Source organism: Pseudomonas sp. Irchel s3h9 (genome assembly GCF_900187475.1).
Taxonomy (GTDB): Bacteria; Pseudomonadota; Gammaproteobacteria; order Pseudomonadales; family Pseudomonadaceae; genus Aquipseudomonas; species Aquipseudomonas neuropathica.
Genome location: NZ_FYDH01000008.1, coordinates 165,800 through 186,493, shown reverse-complemented (window position 1 = coordinate 186,493; position 20,694 = coordinate 165,800). Strand labels below are relative to the sequence as shown.

Genomic DNA, 20,694 nt, shown 5'->3' with positions numbered 1-20,694 from the left:
GCGTCGCATCGACGCGCTCCCGCTATAGTGGAGCGAGCCGCGAGCGCTTGCCGGGCCTCTTTGTACGGACAGCCAGAACAGGCACTCCCCGGTGGCCAACGCCCGTAAACCTACCGACCGCTCATCGCTTTAGGAATGCTGCATGTCCACCCCCACAGTTCGCGAACAATTCCTTGTCATCAGTGCCCTCGGCGCCAACCCCATGGAGCTGACTAACGTCCTGTGCCGCGCCAGCCATGAAAATCGCTGCGCCGTGGTTACTTCACGCCTGACTCGCCACGGCGAGTGCAGCGCTTTGGTCCTCGAGGTCTCCGGCAGTTGGGATGCCCTCGCCCGCCTGGAAGGCAGCTTGCCGGGTCTGGCCAAGAAACACGCCTTTACCGCCAACGTGGTGCGCAGCGCGCCGCTGGAAAATCGTCCGCAGGCCCTGCCGTATGTGGCGTATGTCAGCTCGGCATATCGCCCGGACATCATCAATGAGCTGTGCCAGTTCTTCATGGATCACAACGTCGAACTGGAAAACCTGACCTGCGACACGTATCAGGCGCCGCAGACCGGCGGCACCATGCTCAACGCCACATTTACCGTGACCCTGCCCGCCGGCACCCAGATCAGCTGGCTGCGCGACCAGTTTCTCGACTTCTCCGACGCGATGAACCTGGACGCACTGATCGAGCCTTGGCGCCCACAGAACCCAATGTAAGGAAGCTTTCATGGCTGTTGTCATCGACCAACCGGTTGCCGATTTCGAAGCACCTGCCACCAGCGGGCAGACTGTCAGCCTGTCTGCCCTAAAGGGCAAACAAGTGGTGATCTATTTCTATCCGAAGGACAGCACCCCGGGTTGCACCACAGAAGGCCAGGGCTTTCGTGATCAGTACGCCGCCTTCAAGGCCGCCAATACCGAGATTTTCGGTATCTCCCGTGACAGCCTGAAGTCCCACGAGAACTTCAAGTGCAAGCAGGAGTTTCCCTTTGAGCTGATCAGCGACAAGGACGAAGCCGTCTGCCAATTGTTCGACGTGATCAAGCTGAAGAAGCTGTACGGCAAGGAATACCTGGGCGTTGATCGCAGCACGTTCCTTATTGATAAGGACGGTGTGCTGCGTCAGGAATGGCGTGGTGTGAAAGTGCCGGGGCATGTGGATGCTGTTTTGGCAGCTGCGCAGAATTTGAACAAGGCCTGATGTTTCTCTGGCGTCTTCTCTGACGCCATCGCTGGCAAGCCAGCTCCCACAGGTTTTGTGTGCACCGAAACCCTGTGGGAGCTGGCTTGCCGGCGATGAGGCCTTAAGCCGCACCGAACAATCTGGATCAACCGCTACAGCAGCGGCGCCACCACCGGCTCCTTGCGCGGCCACGCATCCAGCACTGCCTTGAATAGGGTCGCCAGCGGGATCGCAAAGAACACCCCCCAGAATCCCCACAACCCGCCAAACAACAGCACTGCACAGATGATTGCCACCGGGTGCAAATTGACCGCCTCCGAGAACAGCAGCGGCACCAGCACATTGCCATCCAGTGTCTGAATGATCCCGTAGACCGCCATCAGATAAATGAACTGATCGCTCCAGCCCCACTGGAACAGCGCAATCAGCAGCACCGGCACGGTCACCACCACGGCACCGACATACGGCACCACCACCGACACACCGACCAGCAACGCCAGCAGCGCCGCATAGTTGAGTCCGAGGGCGGCAAACGCGATGTAGGTCACGCCGCCACAAATCACGATTTCGATGACCTTGCCGCGAATGTAGTTGGCAATCTGCCGGTTCATCTCCTGCGCAACCCGAGTGATCAGCGCGCGCTCACGCGGCAAGTAGCCACGCACCCATTCGCCGATCATGGCCCGGTCCTTGAGGAAGAAGAACACCAGAATCGGCACCAGTACCAGATAGATCATGATGTTCACCAGCAGCGGCAAACTCGACAGAGAGAATGTCAGAGCCCACTGGCCGAACTTGCCGATCTCGCCACGCGCCGCCTCGATCGCCTGCAACACTTGCTCATCGGACACCAGGTGCGGATAGCGTTCCGGCAGCAGCAACAGCAGCGACTGCCATTTGGCGAGCATGCCCGGCAACTCATTGAACAGGGTGATCAACTGATGCCAGAGCAGCGGCAACACCACGAGGATAAACAGCATCAGCACGCCCATGAACAGCGCGAACACCAATCCTACCGCCACACCACCCGGCACGCGCAGACGCTCGAGCGTGACCACCAGGCCCTGCATGAGATACGCCAGCACCATCCCCGCCAATACCGGCGCAAGCATGCCGCCGAGGGTGAGCACGGCCGTGAAGGCGAGAAACAGCAGCACCGCCAGCACCACCGCTTCCTCATCGGAGAAATAGCGCTGAATCCAGTCGCGTAACACTTTGAACATCAATAATCCTTAGATTGTAACGCTGTCGATTTCAGGCCTTTTTCAACCAGTAACGGTAGACACCTGCTTCGTCTTCTTCGCGCAGCAGCGTATGACCGGCCAATTTGGCAAAGGTGCGAAAGTCGCGTTGCGAGCCCGCATCAGTGGCGATCACCTTGAGGACGGCGCCACTCTGAAGCTTGTTCAGCTCCATTTTCGCCTTGAGCAACGGCAACGGACAATTCAGGCCACTGGCGTCCAGTTCCACGTCATGGGCTACAGCGTCAGTCATTGCGTCACTCCGGTTCAGGTCTTCGAGCAGCCTAGAATATCTGGTCGCAGCATCGGTGTCCGGCTACAGTAAGGTCTTTGTCTTCTAAGGCTTTGTGCATGACTTTTCTGCGCCCTACCCTGCTGACGCTCGCTTGCCTGCTCGCCTCACCAGGCTTTGCCGACGATCTGCCGTCACTTGGCGACGCCAGTTCTGCCATTGTCTCGCCGCAACAGGAATACCAGCTTGGCCGCGCCTGGCTGGCGATGTTGCGCAGCCAGGTTTCACAGCTCAACGATCCGCAGCTCAAGGACTACGTCGAATCCAGCGTCTATAAGCTGGTGGAGACCAGTCAAGTCACTGACCGACGCCTTGAATTCATTCTAATCAACAGCCCGCAGCTCAACGCCTTCGCGGCGCCGGGTGGCGTGGTCGGGGTCAATGGTGGCTTGTTCCTCAATGCGCAGACCGAGGGTGAATACGCATCGGTACTGGCGCACGAACTGGCGCACTTGTCACAACGCCACTTCGCGCGCGGCGTCGAGGCATCGCAACGAATGCAGGTACCGATGATGGCCGCGCTGCTGGCCGGGATCGTCATTGCCGCAGCCGGTGGCGGTGACGCCGGTATTGCGACCATCGCCGGTACGCAGGCAGCGGCGATTCAGTCGCAACGCACCTTCTCCCGGCAGAACGAACAGGAAGCCGACCGCATCGGCATCCTCAATCTGGAAAAAGCCGGGTATGACCCGCGCTCAATGCCGACCATGTTCGAACGCCTGATGCGTCAATACCGTTTCGACGCCAAGCCACCGGAATTCCTGCTGACTCACCCGGTGACCGAATCGCGTATTGCCGACACCCGCAACCGCGCCGAACAAGCCAAACCGGGCGGCATTGAAGACTCCAAGCGCTATCAATTGATCCGCGCGCGCGTGCAGTTGATCTACGAAGAAACCCCGGGTCTGGGCGCCAAGCGTTTCCGTGCGCAGCTGGATGAAAACCCGAAGAACGATGTGGCGCGCTACGGTCTGGCGATTGCGCAGATCAAGGGTGGCCAGTTGAATGAAGCGCGCGAGAATCTCAAGCAATTGCTGGCGACGTCGCCGAACGAAATCATCTACAACCTTGCCCAAGTCGATCTGGACATCACCAATAATCGTTTGCCGGATGCACAGTCCCGTGTGGACCGGATGCTTACACAATATCCGGGCAACTATCCGCTGAATCAGGTTCGAGTGGATCTGCTGCTGAAACAGAATCGCGCGCCGGATGCCGAGAAGGCGCTGGAAGCATTACTCAAATCCCGCCCGGATGATCCGGATGTCTGGTATCAGGTCGCCGAAACCCGTGGCTTGTCGGGGAACATCATTGGCCTGCACCAGGCGCGGGCCGAGTATTTCGCGCTGGTTGGCGATTATCGCCAGGCGATCCAGCAACTCGATTTTGCCAAGCGCAAGGCTGGCAGCAACTTCCCGCTGTCTTCACGCATCGATGCCCGCCAGCGTGAGCTGATGGAACAAGAGCGGATGGTCAAGGACATGATGGGCTAAGCCTCCTGCCGTCCAGACAAAAGCTTCAGGCATAAAAAAACCGCCTCTTTCGAGGCGGTTTCTTTTTTACCTTAGCGCTGGATTATTCAGCCAGTTTGAAGGTGATGAAGCTGGCACGACCTTGACGCAGAACGCGCATCGACACCGAACGGTTCTTCGGCAGAGCCTTGGCGATCTCGCCGAACTCCTTGGTGGAGCCGATGGCCTGGTTGTTCAGGTGCGTGATCACGTCACCTGGCTGCAGACCAATCAGCGCCGCAGGACCGTCCTGCACTTCCTTGATCACCACACCACCTTTGAGGTCGTAGGTTTTCTTCTGCTCGGCGGTCAGCTCGCCCACCGACACACCGAGGCGGTTGCTGGTGCTTTCAGTACCGGACTTCGGTAGCGCATCCAGCTCTTTGTCTTCATCAGGGATCGCGCCAACCGTCAGCTCGACATTCTTGCGCTTGCCTTCACGAATCACTTCCAGATTGGCTTTGGCGCCAGCTTTCAGTGCGCCGACCAGATGCGGCAGATCAGCTGACATGACGATCGGCTGACCATTCATGCTCAGGATCACGTCGCCAACTTGCAGGCCACCTTTGGCTGCCGGGCCGTCATCCTGAATCTGGGCAACCAGCGCGCCGGCCGGTTTATCCAGGCCGAACGACTCGGCCAGATCCTTATTCACTTCCTGGATGACCACGCCCAGCCAGCCGCGGCTGACTTTGCCACCGCTCTTCAGCTGATTGGACACATCCATCGCCACGTCGATCGGGATCGCGAACGACACGCCCATGAAACCACCCGAACGGGTGTAGATCTGCGAGTTGATGCCGACCACTTCACCGTTCAGGTTGAACAGCGGACCACCGGAGTTGCCTGGGTTGATCGGCACGTCGGTCTGAATGAACGGCACATAGTTTTCGTTCGGCAGGCTACGACCCACGGCACTGACGATGCCTTGAGTCACGGTATGGTCGAAGCCAAACGGCGAACCGATTGCCACGACCCACTGACCGGCTTTCAAGTCCTGGGATTTGCCGAGTTTGAGCACCGGCAGGTCCTTGCCTTCGATTTTCAGCAAGGCCACGTCGGAGCGTGGATCGGTGCCGATCAGCTTGGCTTTCATTTCACTGCGGTCGGCGAGGCGGACGAGGATCTCGTCGGCATCGGCGATTACGTGGTTATTGGTCAGGATGTAGCCATCCGGGGAGATAATGAAGCCCGAACCCAGCGACTGCGCTTCACGCTGACGACCACCACCGCCCGGCGAACGCTGCTGAGGCGGCATGCCACGTTCGAAGAACTCGCGCAGCATCGGCGGCAAGCCTTCCAGATCAGGCATCTGCTGGTTCACTTTGCGATCCGGCAGTTTCTGCGTGGTACTGATGTTCACCACGGCTGGCGAAGCTTGTTCGACCAATTGGGTGAAGTCAGGCAGATCGGCCGCTTGCGCCGCAGGCACCGCCTGACCGAGCAACAGCACAGTGGCGAAAATGGAGAGATAGGATTTCAAACTTGGTATCGACATACAGCTCCCGTTACGACGAGCAGGGTTAAGCGATATGGAGCAAGGAACGCCGGAAACCACCGACCGGCATTTTTGTTCCGGGAACAACAAACAAGGCCAGAGCCGTGAGGCTCTGACCTATAAAAAATTTTCGGGGTATTTGCAAATGAAAATGCTCAGCAAACATTTCATCTACGTCTCGATGAAGACGTGGTAATGACTGAAATCAGCTCACTGCTTACTGGTTGCAGTGCCATCGGTATTTCGCATCGACAGAGCAATTCGTTCGGCAGTGCCAATTGGAATCTCACCAACCACAGTGACCATCATCTCGCCTTCAGGCGTTGTCAGGCGACGGGAAACGGCAACGGTTGGACCCAGTTGCGTGCGAGTGTCAGTGACGGTTGCGCCGTTCAAAGGCTCAAGGAAAACCGAAAAACGTGCCAAGCCGTCGTCGTACAGCAAACTGTTGACCTGAGTCTTGGTTTCCGGGTCCTTGTGCGAGGTGCTGCTGGTCAGTTCAAAACCCGGCGGCAGCCAGTCCGAATGCCAGACCTGAGCGGTCTTGACCGCGGAAGCCTTGTCGCTGTCGAGCGTTATCGCTTTACAGTCAGCATCAGCCTGCAAATCTTTGTCCGACGGGACTTCGTCAGTATCGAGACTGGTGAACTGGAAGCGTTCGAGCAACTGCCCCTTGTCGTTCAGCAGCAACGACTTCAGCGGCAAACCCGTTTTCTTGTCCAGATGCAATTCAAAACCGTAACGATGCTGATCGCGAGGCGTCAGCGATACAATCACTGCGTCTCGCCCAGCCACGCGCGATTTGCCGATGACGGCAAGGTCATACCAGTTTTTCAGCTTTTGCGGATCGAGAGGACGAGCGGCTGAGTTGGGGGAATCCCCCAGACCGGCAATCAGGGTGCCGCTGACGCATTGAGTGTGTCCATCAATGCGCACGACTTCCTGCGCCGAACCGTCGAGCTGGAGTAAACGCTCGCGAACCTGGCCATTCTGGACGCGATGCCAGATGTTATGGGTAGAAAAGCTACCGTTACGCTCGTATACGAAAGTGCCGTGAAAGCTTTGCTGCTGCTCGGCCTGGCCCAGACGGGTCAACCAGTCCTGGGCCTCATCAGCGTGGGCTGGAACTATGAACCAGCCACTGAGCAGAAGCGAAAGTAGAGGTATGGCGCGCATGATCCTCCTTAACGGTTTTCCAGACTTGCTGCACGTGCGTATGGCAACGCGCTTTCAGTGCCTTTCAGTGCGGCCTGTTGTGCGTGCTGACGCAGGTAGCCTGGCAGACGCTGATCATGCCAGCCTGGCTGACCTTGCAGTACGCCGTTGGCCATAGGGCCAGTGGCTTCCGAACTTTCACTATAGCCTGCCAGAACAGCCGGACCTTTGACCTGTGGGGTGGCCAAGGTTGGCTGATTGGATTGCTGAGCCAGCTCAACACCAGCGATTTCGTCCTGATTGTACAGGCGAACACCGGCCAGAACGGCAACAGTCACCGAGGCTGCAACAGCCAGACGGCCAAGATTGCGCCATGGGCTGCGAGATACTTTGGCCGGAGCCGTTTCGTCTTCCAGTGCAGCAGACACTGCCGCAGCGATATCCAGACGTGGCAGCAGCAGATCCTTGTGCATGGCTGCCCGAGCGATCTGGTAACGAGCCCAGGTCTCACGGGTTTCTACGTCGTCCAGTGCGTTGAGCACCCGACGCAATTCCAGTTCGTCCGCTTCGTTATCCATCACTGCGGACAGCGATTCCTGCAGGGCTTCACGACTCATGGCGTTCCTCTCTTGGCTGTCGCCGCTGTCTCAGTTTTCCTGCAACAACGGCTGCAGGGCTTTATCGATGGCCTCCCGGGCGCGGAAAATCCGGGAGCGCACGGTACCCACCGGACATTGCATGACGCTCGCAATGTCCTCGTAACTCAGACCATCGAATTCACGTAAAGTTAACGCCGTACGCAAATCCTCTGGCAGTTGCTGAATGGTTCGATGGACAGTGCCTTCGATCTCATCCCGCAGCAGTACACGTTCTGGTGACTCGAGATCCTTGAGGCCATGATCGCCATCGTAGAACTCTGCATCTTCGGAACTTACATCGCTATCCGGCGGCCGGCGGCCGCGTGAAACCAGGTAATTCTTTGCCGTGTTAATGGCAATACGGTACAGCCACGTATAAAACGCACTGTCGCCGCGAAAGTTTCCAAGCGCTCGATATGCCTTGATAAAGGCTTCCTGAGCCACGTCCTGGGCTTCATGGGTGTCGTGCACGAAACGCACGATCAACCCGAGAATCTTGTGCTGATACTTCAGCACCAACAGATCGAAAGCTCGCTTGTCGCCGCGTTGAACGCGCTCGACCAGCTGCTGATCCTCTTCCTGGGTTAGCATGAACACTCCTCGATAAGCCCGAAGGAGACTTGCATAACTAAACGACCAGACTTGCAAACATAGACTCGGGCTTTTCGCAAAAGTTCTCCCCCTCCAGGCAAGTTTCCTGCGGGCTCTGATTTGGCACGCACGAAAAGCGCAGCTCGGGATAAACCGGCTGCGCGAATAATCTTGTCATCGGTTTCGCCGGCAGGAATCCAACCGCAGATTCCGCACTGAAGCCGACACTGTCCCTTATCTCTGGCACCGACTATTGATCTTGGGCCTTTGGCAAAAGTTCCAATTATTTATAGCCGTCACCACCTGACATTGGGCGACCCTGTGCAGAAAAAGTCTGTTTCAGCACCGATACAGTCGTCTTTTCCCCAAATGGGTGAGAAAAACTTCCGACGAAGCACACGGTTTTTTCGGTCACAGTAGTTTCACAATGCCATGTCGGCCCGGCTATTGTGCCGATCCCCCCCTCTATATACTAGTGGGCTGTGTGGCTGCCTTGACTCGCCGATCCGGCAGTCCTGCACCACCCCCGACCCGGGTCGCTTTGAGCGGAATCCTGTAATGAGCCAACAATTCCAACATGATGTTCTGGTCATTGGCAGCGGTGCTGCCGGTTTAAGTCTCGCGCTGACCCTGCCGGGTCATTTGCGCATTGCCGTATTGAGCAAAGGCGATCTCGCCAACGGATCCACCTATTGGGCCCAGGGCGGCGTCGCAGCTGTGCTGGATGACACCGACACTGTCGAATCCCACGTCGACGACACCCTGAACGCCGGCGGCGGTCTATGCCACGAAGACGCAGTGCGTTTCACCGTCGAGCACAGCCGCGAGGCCATCCAGTGGCTGATCGACCAAGGCGTGCCTTTCACCCGCGACGATCAGTCCGGCACTGAAGACGGCGGATTCGAATTCCACCTGACCCGCGAAGGTGGCCACAGTCACCGCCGCATCATCCATGCGGCCGATGCCACCGGCGCTGCCATCTTCAAAACCCTGCTGGCCCAGGCCAAAGAGCGTTCGAATATCGAACTGCTGGAGCAGCGGGTCGCCGTCGACCTGATCACCGAACGACGCTTAGGCATGCAAGGCGAACGATGCCTCGGCGCCTACGTACTCAACCGCAAGACTGGCGAAGTCGACACCTACGGCGCACGCTTCGTGATTCTGGCCTCGGGCGGTGCCGCCAAGGTCTATCTCTATACCAGTAACCCCGACGGCGCCTGCGGTGACGGCATCGCCATGGCCTGGCGTTCGGGTTGCCGGGTGGCGAACCTGGAGTTCAACCAGTTCCACCCGACCTGCCTATATCACCCGCAAGCCAAGAGTTTTCTGATCACCGAAGCCCTGCGCGGCGAAGGCGCCCATTTGAAGCTGCCCAATGGCGAACGCTTCATGTCCCGCTTCGACAAGCGCGCCGAGCTGGCACCGCGTGACATCGTCGCCCGGGCCATCGACCATGAAATGAAGCGCTTGGGCGTTGACTGCGTGTATCTCGACATCAGCCACAAACCCGAAGCGTTCATTAAAAGTCACTTCCCGACTGTTTATGAGCGCTGCCTGGGATTCGGCATCGACATCACCAAACAGCCGATCCCGGTCGTCCCGGCCGCGCATTACACCTGTGGCGGCGTGATGGTCGATCAGAACGGTCGCACCGATGTGCCGGGCCTGTATGCCATCGGCGAAACCAGCTTCACCGGCCTGCATGGCGCCAACCGCATGGCCAGTAATTCGCTGCTGGAATGTTTCGTCTATGCCCGTTCGGCGGCGGCGGACATCCTCGCGCAACTGGACGATGTCGCCGCGCCAAGCGCCCTGCCCGTCTGGGACGCCAGCCAGGTCACCGACTCAGACGAGGACGTGATCATCGCGCACAACTGGGATGAACTGCGACGGTTCATGTGGGACTACGTCGGCATCGTGCGCACCAATAAGCGCCTGCAACGGGCGCAACACCGCGTGCGCCTACTGCTGGACGAGATCGACGAGTTCTACAGCAACTATAAGGTCAGTCGCGATCTGATCGAACTGCGCAACCTGGCACAAGTCGCCGAACTGATGATTTGCTCAGCCATGGAGCGCAAGGAAAGTCGCGGCCTGCATTACACTCTCGACTATCCCGACCTGTTGCCTGAGGCGCTCGACACTATTCTGGTGCCGCCCACCTACGCCGGCTGAACTTGAGCCGTACTCGCAGGCGCCGGTGCAGATCCGCCGCCTGCGAGTCCCGTGGTACACAGATTGATCTGACCCGCCATTCCCCGCGCAGACGAAAACGCAAAACCACGATCAACGGCAGCGCCAGGCTGTCCGGCCTCAACTGCACGGCTTGCCAGCCATCCGCCTGATTCCACAACTGCCAGCCATCGGCGTCCCGGCGCAATCCGCGAAACGCCTGAGGGTGATTTAGCAGAATCTGCCGAGGCAACACCCAATATCCGTGAAGCAGACAGCCAAAAGCCCCGAGCAAACTTGCCCAGAGTGGAATAGAAAGCAGGAACACCGAACCCAGTGCGAACGCCTGGGCCAGCAGATACGCCGCCAGCAACTGCCGTGAGGCATGCCAGCGGCATTCGAACGTGTTACTTGGGCTGGACACGGTCCAGGATCATGCGAACCATACGCTGCAGCTCCGGATCTTCAGACTCGCTGCGCTCCATGAACCAGCCGAACATGTCCTGATCCTCGCACTCCAACAGGCGAACATACAACGCACGATCCACCTCGTTCAGATCGGCATAAACCTCTTTCACGAACGGCACCAGCAACACGTCAAGCTCAAGCATGCCGCGACGGCTGTGCCAAAAGAGGCGATTCAGTTCAACTTGTTCGACCATGGAGCCCTCCTCAAATTTGGCGGCAAGTATACAGCGCCGAGGCGGGTCGCACAGTCGGCTTTGGTCGGGCACCACCGATCCTTTATCAACTACCCATTTCACCAACGCGCCCTTATGATGTGCCCCAGTCTATTTACCCTGCGAAGACCCATGGCCGATTCTGCTTTTTTCTGCACCCTGTCTCATGAAGGCGTTCTCGCGGTTCGCGGCGCGGATGCCGGAAAATTCCTGCAAGGCCAGTTGACCTGCAATCTCAATTACCTGAGCGACAGCCGCGCCAGCCTCGGTGCTCGTTGCACACAGAAAGGCCGGATGCAGTCGAGCTTCCGCATTCTGCTTGAAGGCGATGGCGTGGTCCTGGCGATGGCCAGCGAGCTGCTGGAGCCGCAACTGGCGGACCTGAAAAAGTACGCGGTGTTCTCCAAATCAAAACTGACCGACGAAAGCGCCGCTTGGGTACGCTTCGGCCTGGCCCATGGCGACAACGCCTTGACCAGCCTCGGTCTGGATCTGCCGGCAGAAACTGACAGCCTCGTGCGCAATGAAAGCCTGATCGCGATTCGCGTCTCGCCGGATCGCGCCGAACTCTGGGCACCGGTCGATCAGGCTGACGCGATCAAAGCCAAATTGTCCGAAGCCCTGCCTGAAGCCGAGCTGAATCAATGGCTGCTGGGCCAGATCCGCGCCGGTATCGGTCAGGTCATGCCAAGCACTCGCGAGCTGTTCATCCCGCAGATGCTCAACCTGCAAGCCGTCGGCGGCGTGAGTTTCAAGAAAGGTTGCTACACCGGCCAGGAAATCGTTGCGCGCATGCAGTACCTGGGCAAACTCAAGCGTCGTCTGTATCGATTGAGCCTGGACGCTGCTGACTTGCCGGAGCCTGGTACACAACTGTTCGCGCCAAGCCACAACAGCGCCATCGGCGAAGTGGTGCTGGCCGCCAAGGCCGGGCAAAACATTGAACTCCTGGCGGTGCTGCAGGCCGAAGCTGCCGAAGCCGGTGATTTGCGTCTGGGCACCCTCGAAGGTCCCGCGCTGCATCTGCTCGACCTGCCTTACGAACTGGATCGCGACCGCGAAATCCAGCGCTGATCGCAGCATTTGTTGCAACACCCTAGAGAGTTTAAATGAGCGAACTGGCGGAAAAAGTCCAACAGGATTTGGTTGCGGCCATCGATAACGATGACCTGGTTCTGCCCACGTTGCCGGAAGTGGCCCTGCAGATTCGCAAGGCTGCTGAAGACCCGGAAATCAGCGTCAGCGACCTGAGCAAAGTGATCGGCCGTGACACGGCACTGTCGGCGCGCCTGATCAAAGTGGTCAACAGCCCGCTGCTGCGCGCCGCGCAGGAAGTCACCGACCTGCACACAGCCATCACCCGGCTGGGCATCAACTACAGCAGCAACCTGGCCATCGGCCTGGTGATGGAGCAGATCTTCCACGCCCGCTCCGAAGTGGTCGAGCAGAAGATGCGCGAAGTCTGGCGCAAGAGCCTGGAAATTGCCGGGGTCAGTTACGCGTTGTGCCGCCGCTACACGCAACTCAAGCCCGATCAGGCAGCCCTTGGCGGGCTGGTGCATCAGATCGGGGTACTGCCGATTCTGACTTACGCCGAAGATCACTATGAGCTGCTGTCGGATCCGGTCAGCCTCAACCATGTGATCGACCATATTCACCCGTTGCTCGGCGACAAGTTGCTGCGCGTGTGGGAGTTTCCGGAACGATTGGTGGAGTTGCCGGGGCGCTATCAGGACTTCAAGCGCGACTCGACGGCCATTGATTACGTCGATCTGGTGCAGGTGGCGAGCCTGTATTGCCACAAGGGCACTGACCACCCGTTTGCGCGGATTGATCCACTGAGCGTGCCGGCGTTCAGGAAGCTTGGGATTGATCCGGAGAACAAAGCGTTGTGTGAAGATCTGGAAGAGTCGCGGACGATGTTTTACTGATCCGAGACCGCGCCGCCACATTCGCGAGCAGGCTCGCTCCCACAGGAAAATGCATTCCAGAGTGGGAGCGAGCCTGCTCGCGAAGGGGCCAGCAAAACCACCACAATCAGCCGGCAATAAAACTGACCCGCACCTTCAACCCCGCCTGCTCACCGTCATGCAAACTAATCTGCGCCAGATGCGCCCGGCAGATCTCGCCAACAATCGCCAGCCCCAATCCTGAACCCGCCACCTGCTGATTACGCCGATAGAAACGCTCGAACACCCGATCGCGCTCTTCCAGCGGAATCCCCGGGCCGTCATCTTCCACTTCAAGCACCGCCGGCGCCGTCACCCGCAAAATCACGTTGCCGCCCGATGGCGTGTGCGCCAAGGCGTTGTCCACCAGATTGCTCAGCAACTCATTGAGCAACGTCGGTTCACCGCGCAGCCACACCGGTTCGTCCGCCTCTAGCGCAAGGGCCACCCCGCGCTTGTGCGCCAGTGGCGCCATGGCCATGCCCAGCTCTCGGGCCAACTGACTCAGATCGAGCAACTGCGCGCCGCCCTCGGCAATCGCCCGGGCGCCGTTTTCGACCCGCGCCAACGACAGCAACTGATTGGCCAGATGTGTCAGGCGATCAGTGCTTTGTGCCGAGGACTCCAGCGTCGAACGCCAGACCTCGGCATCATTGGAACGCAGGCCCAGCTCAAGCCGCGCCTTCAGCGCTGCCAAAGGCGTACGCAACTCATGGGCGGCATCGGCAATGAACTGCGCCTGCCGCTCAAACTGCCCGCGCAGACGCTCGGTGAAATGATTGAGCCCGCGCACCAGCGGCCACAGTTCATGCTGCACTTCAACCAATGGCAGCGGGCGCAAGTCGTCGGGCTGACGCTCTTCCACCGCCGTGCGCAAGCGCTCCAATGGGCGCAGTGCCGCACTGACCGCGAACCAGACCAGCAACAACGCGCCAATCGCCAACATACCCAAACGCAGCAAGGTATCGGCGGCCAGACTACGCGCCATGCTCACCCGCGCTTCGTCGGTTTCGGCCACGCGGATTTCCGCCATGCCGTTCATGTTCGGCTCGCTCACCGCTTTCAGCAGACTGACCACGCGCACGTTCTGACCGTTGTAAGTGGCGTTGTAGAAGCGCGCCAACGCGGGATAACTGTCCGTTCGCGGCGTCCCTGGTGGCGGGCCGGGGAGGTTTTCGTAGCCGGAAATCAGCTTCTGATGGATATCGTTGACCTGATAGTAAATCCGCCCGGCGCTGTCGTAAGCGAAGGTATCGAGTGCGACGTAGGGCACATCGGCGCTCAGTGTGCCGTCACGCTGCGACAGGCCCGCGGCGATGGTCCGCGCCGAGGCCAGCAACGTGCGGTCATACGCGGTGTCGGCGGCTTCGCGACCATTCCAGTATGCGCTCAAACCGCTGGCGAGCATCAGTACCACCAGCAGCAATGCAAGGTTCCACAGCAAGCGCCAGCGCAGGCTGCTGGGCTTATGCATCGCGGCTTTCCAGCAGATAACCCAGACCACGGAACGTCACGATTGCCACTGGTTGGCCGTCGAGTTTCTTGCGCAAGCGGTGCACGTAGATTTCGATGGCATCGGGGCTGGCCTCTTCGTCGAGACCGAACACCTGGGACGCCAGTTGCTCCTTGCTCATCACCCGTCCCGGCCGGGCGATCAGCGCCTCCAGCACCGCTTGTTCGCGGGACGTCAGCGTCAGCAACTCTTCGCCGAGGGTGAAGCGCCGGGTGTCGAGGTCGTAGGCCAGCACACCGCAGCGCTGCTGGCGTTCACCACCGAGCACACTGCGGCGCAGCAAGGCTTTGACCCGTGCTTCCAGCTCAGTCAGCTCGAAAGGCTTGGCGAGGTAATCGTCGGCGCCCAGATTGAGGCCATGGACGCGATCCTTCACATCGCTGCGCGCCGTTAGCATCAACACCGGCAGATTTTTGCCGCGTGCGCGCAAACGCGCGAGCACCTCGAAACCGTCCATGCGCGGCAGGCCGACATCGAGGATCGCCACGGCGTATTCCTCACTGCCCAGCGCCAGATCGGCGGCCACACCATCGTGCAACACATCCACGGTCAGACCGGTGCTCTTGAGCGCCTGCGCAACGCTTTCAGCCAATTGCAGATGGTCTTCGACGAGCAGAACACGCATGGATTTTTACCTCGTTCAGGAATGGCCAACGCCACGCTTTGCCGCGGAGTTTACAGCCGCAACCGCCGCTGTGAAGCCCGAAAACCTTGAAAGTCAGCTGAAAGGTTAGCGAAAGGTTAGCTCGTTACAGTCGGCCCACGGACAGTTCCGACTGCCGTCGCTGATGCCACACAGCGTAAAGAAAAACGCCTCGAAGCGTTTTCGACCAATAAGAACAATAAACGGAGTAAACCCGCATGCCGTCCATGCAGCCTCAGGCCTCCACGCCTGTCCGCCCTTCCCGTTTCAGCCACACCGCCCTCGCCAGTGCCGCCGCCCTTGCCGGTTTTTCGCCGTTGAGTTTTGCCGACTTCATCGAAGACAGCAGCGCCACCTTCGAAACCCGCAACATGTATTTCAACCGCGACTTTCGCGATGGCACCAGCGCCCAGCAATCCAAGCGTGACGAATGGGCTCAAGGGTTCATGCTTAATCTGCAATCGGGTTACACCGACGGCACCGTGGGGTTCGGTGTCGATGCGCTGGGCATGCTCGGGGTCAAACTTGATTCAAGCCCGGACCGCACCGGTACCGGCCTGCTGCCGACCCATGATGACGGGCGCGCGGCGGATGAATACTCCAAAGTCGGCCTGACCGGCAAAGTGAAAATTTCCGCCACCGAGCTGAAAATCGGCAGCCTGATTCCTGAACTGCCGATCCTCAAGCCCAACGACGGGCGCATCCTGCCGCAGACCTTTGAAGGCGGCTTGCTGACATCCAAAGAGATCAAGAACCTGACCTTCACCGGTGGCCGTCTGGAGAAAGCCAAGGATCGCGACAGCACCGATTTCGAGGACATCGCCCTCAACAACAAGAACAGCCGTTTTGCCGGCACCGCCGCTGGCAAGCACTTCGATTTTGGCGGCGTGGACTACAAGTTCACCGACAAGATCACCGGCAGTTACCACTTCGCCCAACTCGACGAAGTCTACAACCAGCACTTTTTCGGCCTCGTTGCCTCGCGACCTATGGGACCCGGTACGTTTGCCACCGACCTGCGTTTCGCCGTCAGTGATGATCAGGGCGCAGCCCGTGGCGGCGAGATCGACAACCGCTCGCTCAACGGTCTGGTCAGCTACGCGCTGAGCGGCCACAAGTTCAGCGCCGGTTACCAGCACATGTCTGGCGACAGTGCCTTCCCTTATGTCGATGGCAGCGACCCGTACCTGGTCAACTTCGTGCAGATCAACGATTTCGCCGGCGCTGAAGAGCGCTCCTGGCAGGCGCGCTACGACTTCGACTTCGCCAAACTCGGCATCCCCGGTCTTAGCTTCATGAGTCGCTACTTGAGCGGTGACAACATCAAGCTCAAGAACGGCGAAGAAGGCAAAGAATGGGAACGCAACACCGAGATCAAATATGTAGTACAAAGCGGCGCCTTGAAGGATGTCGCCGTGCGTTTGCGTAATGCCACTTACCGCTCCAACTACTCGGCTCGCGATGCTGACGAAGTGCGTTTGCTGGTGAGCTACAGCGTTGCCCTTTGGTAAATGCCCGTAAGTGAAAAACACGTCGAATAACAACAATGCCCGTGGAGAATCGAATGAACCTGTCACTGCGTAAAGTTGCACTGGCCGCCAGTTGCATCCTGTTTGCCGGCCAACTGATGGCCGAACCGAAACGTCCGGAATGTATCGCCCCGGCCTCCCCCGGCGGTGGTTTCGACCTGACCTGCAAACTGGTGCAGAGCGCACTGGTCAACCAGAAACTGCTGAGCAAACCGATGCGTGTGACCTACATGCCCGGCGGTGTCGGCGCGGTGGCCTACAACGCCGTGGTCGCGCAACGTCCGGCCGATGCCGGCACGCTGGTCGCGTGGTCGAGCGGTTCGCTGTTGAACCTGGCCCAGGGCAAGTTCGGTCGTTTCGATGAGACCAACGTGCGTTGGCTGGCAGCGGTCGGCACCAGCTACGGTGCCATTGCGGTGAAAAGCGATTCGCCCTACAAGACCCTCGACGATCTCGTTCAGGCTCTGAAGAAAGATCCAAGCTCAGTGGTGATCGGCTCCGGCGGCACCGTCGGCAGCCAGGACTGGATGCAAACTGCACTGATCGCCAAGGCTGCCGGGATCAACCCGCGCGACCTGCGTTACGTCGCGCTTGAAGGTGGCGGCGAAATCGCCACGGCCCTGCTCGGTGGTCACATCCAGGTCGGCAGTACCGACATCTCCGACTCCATGCCGCACATCCAGAGCGGTGACATGCGCCTGCTCGCGGTGTTCGCCGACAAGCGTCTCGACGAGCCGGAAATGAAAGACATTCCGACCGCTCGCGAACAAGGCTACGACATCGTCTGGCCAGTGGTGCGCGGCTTCTACCTAGGGCCAAAAGTCAGCGATGAAGACTACGCCTGGTGGAAAGACTCGTTCGACAAACTGCTGGCCTCCGACGAATTCGCCAAGCTGCGCGACCAGCGTGAACTGTTCCCGTTCGCCATGACCGGCCCGGAACTCGACACCTACGTGAAGAAGCAGGTTGCGGACTACAAAGTGCTGGCCAAAGAGTTCGGCCTGATTCAGTGATCGCCTCTGTCTAGCGGCCATGCCCTCGCGCCTTGAGGTCATGGCCCAGGAGTTCCTCATGCTCGTTCAACGCATTTTTGCGTCGTTACTGTTGCTGGCCTGCGTCAGCCTGATAGCGATGGCCTGGCCTTACCAGGCACCGTTTTCCTACGAACCGATCGGCCCGCGCGCCTTCCCGTTGCTGATGCTCGGGCTGATGGCGATCGGGCTGGTGTACATGATCTACCGCCCCTCCCCGATCAAACACAGCGACGAAGACCCGCCACTGGATCGCGGCACCCTGAAAAAAATCGGTGTCTGCGTGCTGTTGCTACTGGTGTTCGCCGGCCTGTTCGAACCGCTGGGTTTCATCCTCAGCAGCATTCTGATCGGTATCCCGATGGCCCGTTTGTACGGCGGCCGCTGGTTGCCCGGCGCAATAATCATCAGTTTGCTGAGCATCGGTCTGTACCTGCTGTTCGACAAAGTCATGGACGTGCCACTGCCTCTGGGCCTGCTCGACGTTCTGGAGAACTGATATGGATACGCTGGGTTATTTGAGTCACGGTTTCGGGGTCGCGCTGACCCCCTACAACCTCGTCACCGCGTTGAGCGGCACCTTGATCGGCACCATCGTCGGCCTGCTTCCGGGTCTTGGGCCGATCAACGGTGTCGCGTTGCTGATCCCGATTGCATTCGCGCTCGGCCTGCCGCCGGAGTCGGCGCTGATCCTCTTGGCGGCGGTATATCTGGGCTGCGAATACGGCGGACGGATCAGTTCGATTCTGCTGAACATTCCGGGTGAAGCTTCTACCGTCATGACCACCCTCGACGGCTATCCGATGGCCCGTCAGGGTCTGGCCGGTGTCGCGCTGTCGCTGTCGGCATGGAGTTCGTTCATTGGCGCGTTTATCGCGACCTGCGGCATGGTGATTTTTGCGCCGATTCTGGCGAAGTGGGCCATTGCGTTCGGGCCCGCCGAATACTTCGTGCTGATGGTGTTTGCGATTGTCTGTCTCGGCGGCATGGCCGGTGATCGACCGTTGAAAACGTTCATTGCGGCGTTGATCGGTTTGTTTCTGTCGACGGTCGGCATTGATGCCAACAGCGGCGTGTATCGCTTCACCGGCGATAACATCCACCTCACCGACGGTATTCAGTTTGTGGTGTTGGTGTTGGGTCTGTTCTCGATCAGCGAAATTCTTCTGCTGCTGGAAAAAACCCACCGGGGCCAGGAAGCGTTCAAAGCCACCGGGCGCATGATGTTCAATTTCAAGGAAGCGGCGTCAGTGTTCGCGGTGAATTTGCGTTGCGGCGTGCTGGGTTTCATCATGGGTGTGCTGCCAGGCGCCGGCGCGACACTGGCCAGTGCCGTGGCCTACATGACCGAGAAAAAAATCGCCGGCCCCAACGGCAAATTCGGTCAGGGTGACAAACGCGGCCTGGCGGCACCGGAAACCGCCATCGGTGCCGAAGCCTGTGGCGCGCTGGTGCCGATGCTTACCCTCGGCGTACCGGGTTCGGGTACCACGGCGGTGATGATCGGCGCCCTGTCGCTGTACAACATCACCCCCGGACCGCTGCTGTTCCAGCAACAACCGGACATCGTCTGGGGCCTGATCGCTTCGCTGTTCATCGCCAACATTATGCTGGTGATCCTGAACATCCCGATGATCCGTATCTTCACCCGCATCCTCGCCGTGCCGAATTGGGCACTCGTACCGATGATCGCGATCATTACCGCGATCGGCGTGTACGCCGTGCATGCGACCACGTTCGACCTGTTCCTGATGATTGGTATCGGCATCTTCGGCTACATCCTGCGTAAGCTCGACTTCCCGCTATCGCCGGTGCTGCTGGGCTTCATCCTCGGTGGTCTGATGGAGCAGAACCTGCGGCGCGCGCTGTCGATCTCCAACGGTTCGCTGGAGATCCTCTGGTCGAGCGGCATCACCCTCGCCGTCTGGGGCCTGATTGTGATGATGTTGCTGGTGCCGATCCTGCGCATCTGGCGCAAACGCTCGGTCGCGCGTCGCGCCATCGCCGATGTTTGATCGCGCCTCACTGAAATCCTGGTGGGGAACCCCGCTGGTCGGTCTGCTCGGCGGTTACCTCGCCAGTCAGATCGGCTGGCCACTGCCGTGGATGGTCGGCTCGTTGCTGGCGATCATCCTCGTGCGCTGCCTGACCCCGTGGCAACTCACGGAAATCCCTGGCGGCCGCAAGTGCGGCCAGTGGATTGTCGGCATCGGCATCGGCCTGCACTTCACCCCAGTGGTGATGGAGCAGGTGCTCAGTCATTTCGGTTTGATCTTCTTCGGTGCGCTGGTCACCAGTGTCTCGGCGGTGGTCGGCGTGTGGTTGATGCGCCGTACCGGTGAAGATCGCGCCACAGCGTTTTTCTCGAGCATGCCCGGCGGTTCCGGGGAGATGGTCAACCTCGGCGCCCGTAATGGTGCGATGCTCAGCCACGTCGCGGCGGGGCAGAGTTTACGGGTGTTGGTGGTGGTCTTGTGTGTGCCGGCGGCGTTCAAATATCTGCTCGGCGACGGCAATCCGATTTCTCATGCCGGCAGCGTCGATTGGCGCTGGCTGGCGCTTCTGTTTCCGGCGGGTGGTCTGCTCGCCTGGCTCTGGCAGCGTTTGCGCCAACCCAATCCGTGGCTGTTCGGACCGTTGCTGGTGAGTGCGGCGGTGAGCATTGGCTGGGATTTGCACATTGGTTTACCCAATGGCGGCAGTCAGATTGGTCAGTGGCTGATTGGCAGCGGTCTGGGTTGTCACTTCAATCGGCAGTTCTTCCGCCGCGCGCCTTCGTTTATGGGGCGGACATTGATCGGCACGGCGCTGACCATGTTGATCGCGACGTTGGCGGCGTTGGGCTTGAGTGCGCTGACCCATCTGGATTTGCGTTCGCTGACACTGGGCATGATGCCCGGCGGGATTGCCGAGATGAGTCTGACGGCAGAGACGCTGCGATTGTCGGTGCCGTTGGTGACGGCGATGCAGGTGATGCGGTTGTTGTTTGTGCTGTTTCTGGCGGAGCCGTTGTTCAAGTACTGGAATCGTAATCCCGAGTAAGTCTGGAAGCTGACCGTTCCCACGCTCTGCGTGGGAATGC

Annotated in this window: 21 protein-coding genes; 11 read left to right on the top strand and 10 right to left on the bottom strand. The window is 59.4% G+C overall.

Annotated elements, in window-relative coordinates; all coding sequences use genetic code 11:
- Positions 1–142 precede the first annotated feature (142 nt).
- Complete coding sequence (locus CKW26_RS15335) at positions 143–703, top strand: glycine cleavage system protein R (protein WP_034153153.1); 561 nt, start codon at positions 143–145, stop codon at positions 701–703.
- Positions 704–713: 10 nt separating this feature from the next.
- Positions 714–1,187, top strand: coding sequence for a peroxiredoxin (locus tag CKW26_RS15330; protein WP_038358361.1), 474 nt, complete (start codon positions 714–716; stop codon positions 1,185–1,187).
- Positions 1,188–1,321: 134 nt separating this feature from the next.
- On the opposite strand, the gene CKW26_RS15325 is transcribed toward CKW26_RS15330, so the two are convergent.
- Both CKW26_RS15325 and CKW26_RS15320 read right to left on the bottom strand, forming a co-directional pair.
- Positions 1,322–2,392 carry an AI-2E family transporter gene (locus CKW26_RS15325; RefSeq protein WP_095049219.1) on the bottom strand — a complete coding sequence of 357 codons (1,071 nt, stop codon included), beginning with the start codon at positions 2,390–2,392 and terminating at the stop codon, positions 1,322–1,324.
- A 31-nt stretch (positions 2,393–2,423) separates the two neighbouring features.
- Positions 2,424–2,663, bottom strand: a complete 240-nt coding sequence (locus tag CKW26_RS15320) for a sulfurtransferase TusA family protein (RefSeq protein ID WP_007911399.1) — start codon at positions 2,661–2,663, stop codon at positions 2,424–2,426.
- A 98-nt stretch (positions 2,664–2,761) separates the two neighbouring features.
- On the opposite strand from CKW26_RS15320, the gene CKW26_RS15315 reads away from it, so the two are divergent.
- The gene (locus tag CKW26_RS15315) at positions 2,762–4,195 is read left to right on the top strand and encodes a M48 family metalloprotease (protein WP_034153149.1); all 1,434 of its coding nucleotides are present in this window, start codon (positions 2,762–2,764) and stop codon (positions 4,193–4,195) included.
- An 82-nt stretch (positions 4,196–4,277) separates the two neighbouring features.
- Here CKW26_RS15315 and CKW26_RS15310 read toward each other — a convergent pair whose 3' ends face one another.
- From CKW26_RS15310 to rpoE, 4 genes are all read right to left on the bottom strand, one after another.
- Positions 4,278–5,711, bottom strand: coding sequence for a DegQ family serine endoprotease (locus tag CKW26_RS15310; protein ID WP_034153148.1), 1,434 nt, complete (start codon positions 5,709–5,711; stop codon positions 4,278–4,280).
- A 210-nt stretch (positions 5,712–5,921) separates the two neighbouring features.
- Positions 5,922–6,887: a MucB/RseB C-terminal domain-containing protein gene (locus CKW26_RS15305; protein ID WP_093438329.1), complete on the bottom strand. Its 966-nt coding sequence runs from the start codon at positions 6,885–6,887 to the stop codon at positions 5,922–5,924.
- An 8-nt stretch (positions 6,888–6,895) separates the two neighbouring features.
- Positions 6,896–7,483, bottom strand: coding sequence for a sigma-E factor negative regulatory protein (locus CKW26_RS15300; protein ID WP_007911408.1), 588 nt, complete (start codon positions 7,481–7,483; stop codon positions 6,896–6,898).
- 30 nt (positions 7,484–7,513) lie between these two features.
- The gene (gene rpoE, locus CKW26_RS15295; RefSeq protein ID WP_093425570.1) at positions 7,514–8,095 is read right to left on the bottom strand and encodes an RNA polymerase sigma factor RpoE; all 582 of its coding nucleotides are present in this window, start codon (positions 8,093–8,095) and stop codon (positions 7,514–7,516) included.
- 558 nt (positions 8,096–8,653) lie between these two features.
- On the opposite strand from rpoE, the gene nadB reads away from it, so the two are divergent.
- On the top strand, positions 8,654–10,270 hold the full coding sequence (nadB, locus tag CKW26_RS15290; RefSeq protein WP_095049218.1) for an L-aspartate oxidase: 1,617 nt from the start codon (positions 8,654–8,656) through the stop codon (positions 10,268–10,270).
- On the opposite strand, the gene CKW26_RS15285 is transcribed toward nadB, so the two are convergent.
- Positions 10,239–10,691 carry a protein YgfX gene (locus CKW26_RS15285; RefSeq protein WP_095049217.1) on the bottom strand — a complete coding sequence of 151 codons (453 nt, stop codon included), beginning with the start codon at positions 10,689–10,691 and terminating at the stop codon, positions 10,239–10,241. The two genes, nadB and CKW26_RS15285, sit on opposite strands and share 32 nt — an antisense overlap.
- Positions 10,675–10,929, bottom strand: coding sequence for a succinate dehydrogenase assembly factor 2 (locus CKW26_RS15280; protein WP_095049216.1), 255 nt, complete (start codon positions 10,927–10,929; stop codon positions 10,675–10,677). The genes CKW26_RS15285 and CKW26_RS15280 overlap by 17 nt, the downstream gene beginning before the upstream one ends.
- A 150-nt stretch (positions 10,930–11,079) precedes the next feature.
- Between CKW26_RS15280 and CKW26_RS15275 the strand changes: the two genes are divergently transcribed.
- Together CKW26_RS15275 and CKW26_RS15270 are read left to right on the top strand one after the other, a co-directional pair.
- Positions 11,080–12,021 carry a folate-binding protein YgfZ gene (locus CKW26_RS15275; protein ID WP_095049215.1) on the top strand — a complete coding sequence of 314 codons (942 nt, stop codon included), beginning with the start codon at positions 11,080–11,082 and terminating at the stop codon, positions 12,019–12,021.
- A 35-nt stretch (positions 12,022–12,056) separates the two neighbouring features.
- The gene (locus tag CKW26_RS15270) at positions 12,057–12,878 is read left to right on the top strand and encodes an HDOD domain-containing protein (protein ID WP_093438380.1); all 822 of its coding nucleotides are present in this window, start codon (positions 12,057–12,059) and stop codon (positions 12,876–12,878) included.
- A gap of 106 nt (positions 12,879–12,984) precedes the next feature.
- Here the strand turns inward: CKW26_RS15270 and CKW26_RS15265 are convergent, their stop codons facing one another.
- Entirely contained in the window at positions 12,985–14,370 is a 1,386-nt protein-coding gene (locus CKW26_RS15265; protein WP_095049214.1) for a sensor histidine kinase, read from the bottom strand.
- Entirely contained in the window at positions 14,363–15,034 is a 672-nt protein-coding gene (locus CKW26_RS15260; protein WP_007911422.1) for a response regulator, read from the bottom strand. Before CKW26_RS15260 ends, CKW26_RS15265 begins: the two co-directional genes overlap by 8 nt.
- A 236-nt stretch (positions 15,035–15,270) precedes the next feature.
- On the opposite strand from CKW26_RS15260, the gene CKW26_RS15255 reads away from it, so the two are divergent.
- The 5 genes from CKW26_RS15255 to CKW26_RS15235 are packed head-to-tail and all read left to right on the top strand — an operon-like array spanning position 15,271 to position 20,654.
- Positions 15,271–16,563: an OprD family porin gene (locus CKW26_RS15255; protein WP_038358338.1), complete on the top strand. Its 1,293-nt coding sequence runs from the start codon at positions 15,271–15,273 to the stop codon at positions 16,561–16,563.
- Between the two features lie 53 nt (positions 16,564–16,616).
- Entirely contained in the window at positions 16,617–17,594 is a 978-nt protein-coding gene (locus CKW26_RS15250) for a tripartite tricarboxylate transporter substrate binding protein (RefSeq protein WP_034153137.1), read from the top strand.
- Between the two features lie 58 nt (positions 17,595–17,652).
- The gene (locus CKW26_RS15245) at positions 17,653–18,111 is read left to right on the top strand and encodes a tripartite tricarboxylate transporter TctB family protein (RefSeq protein ID WP_095049213.1); all 459 of its coding nucleotides are present in this window, start codon (positions 17,653–17,655) and stop codon (positions 18,109–18,111) included.
- 1 nt (position 18,112) lies between these two features.
- Positions 18,113–19,627, top strand: coding sequence for a tripartite tricarboxylate transporter permease (locus tag CKW26_RS15240; protein ID WP_095049212.1), 1,515 nt, complete (start codon positions 18,113–18,115; stop codon positions 19,625–19,627).
- On the top strand, positions 19,620–20,654 hold the full coding sequence (locus CKW26_RS15235; protein ID WP_095049211.1) for an AbrB family transcriptional regulator: 1,035 nt from the start codon (positions 19,620–19,622) through the stop codon (positions 20,652–20,654). Before CKW26_RS15240 ends, CKW26_RS15235 begins: the two co-directional genes overlap by 8 nt.
- Positions 20,655–20,694: the final 40 nt, after the last annotated feature.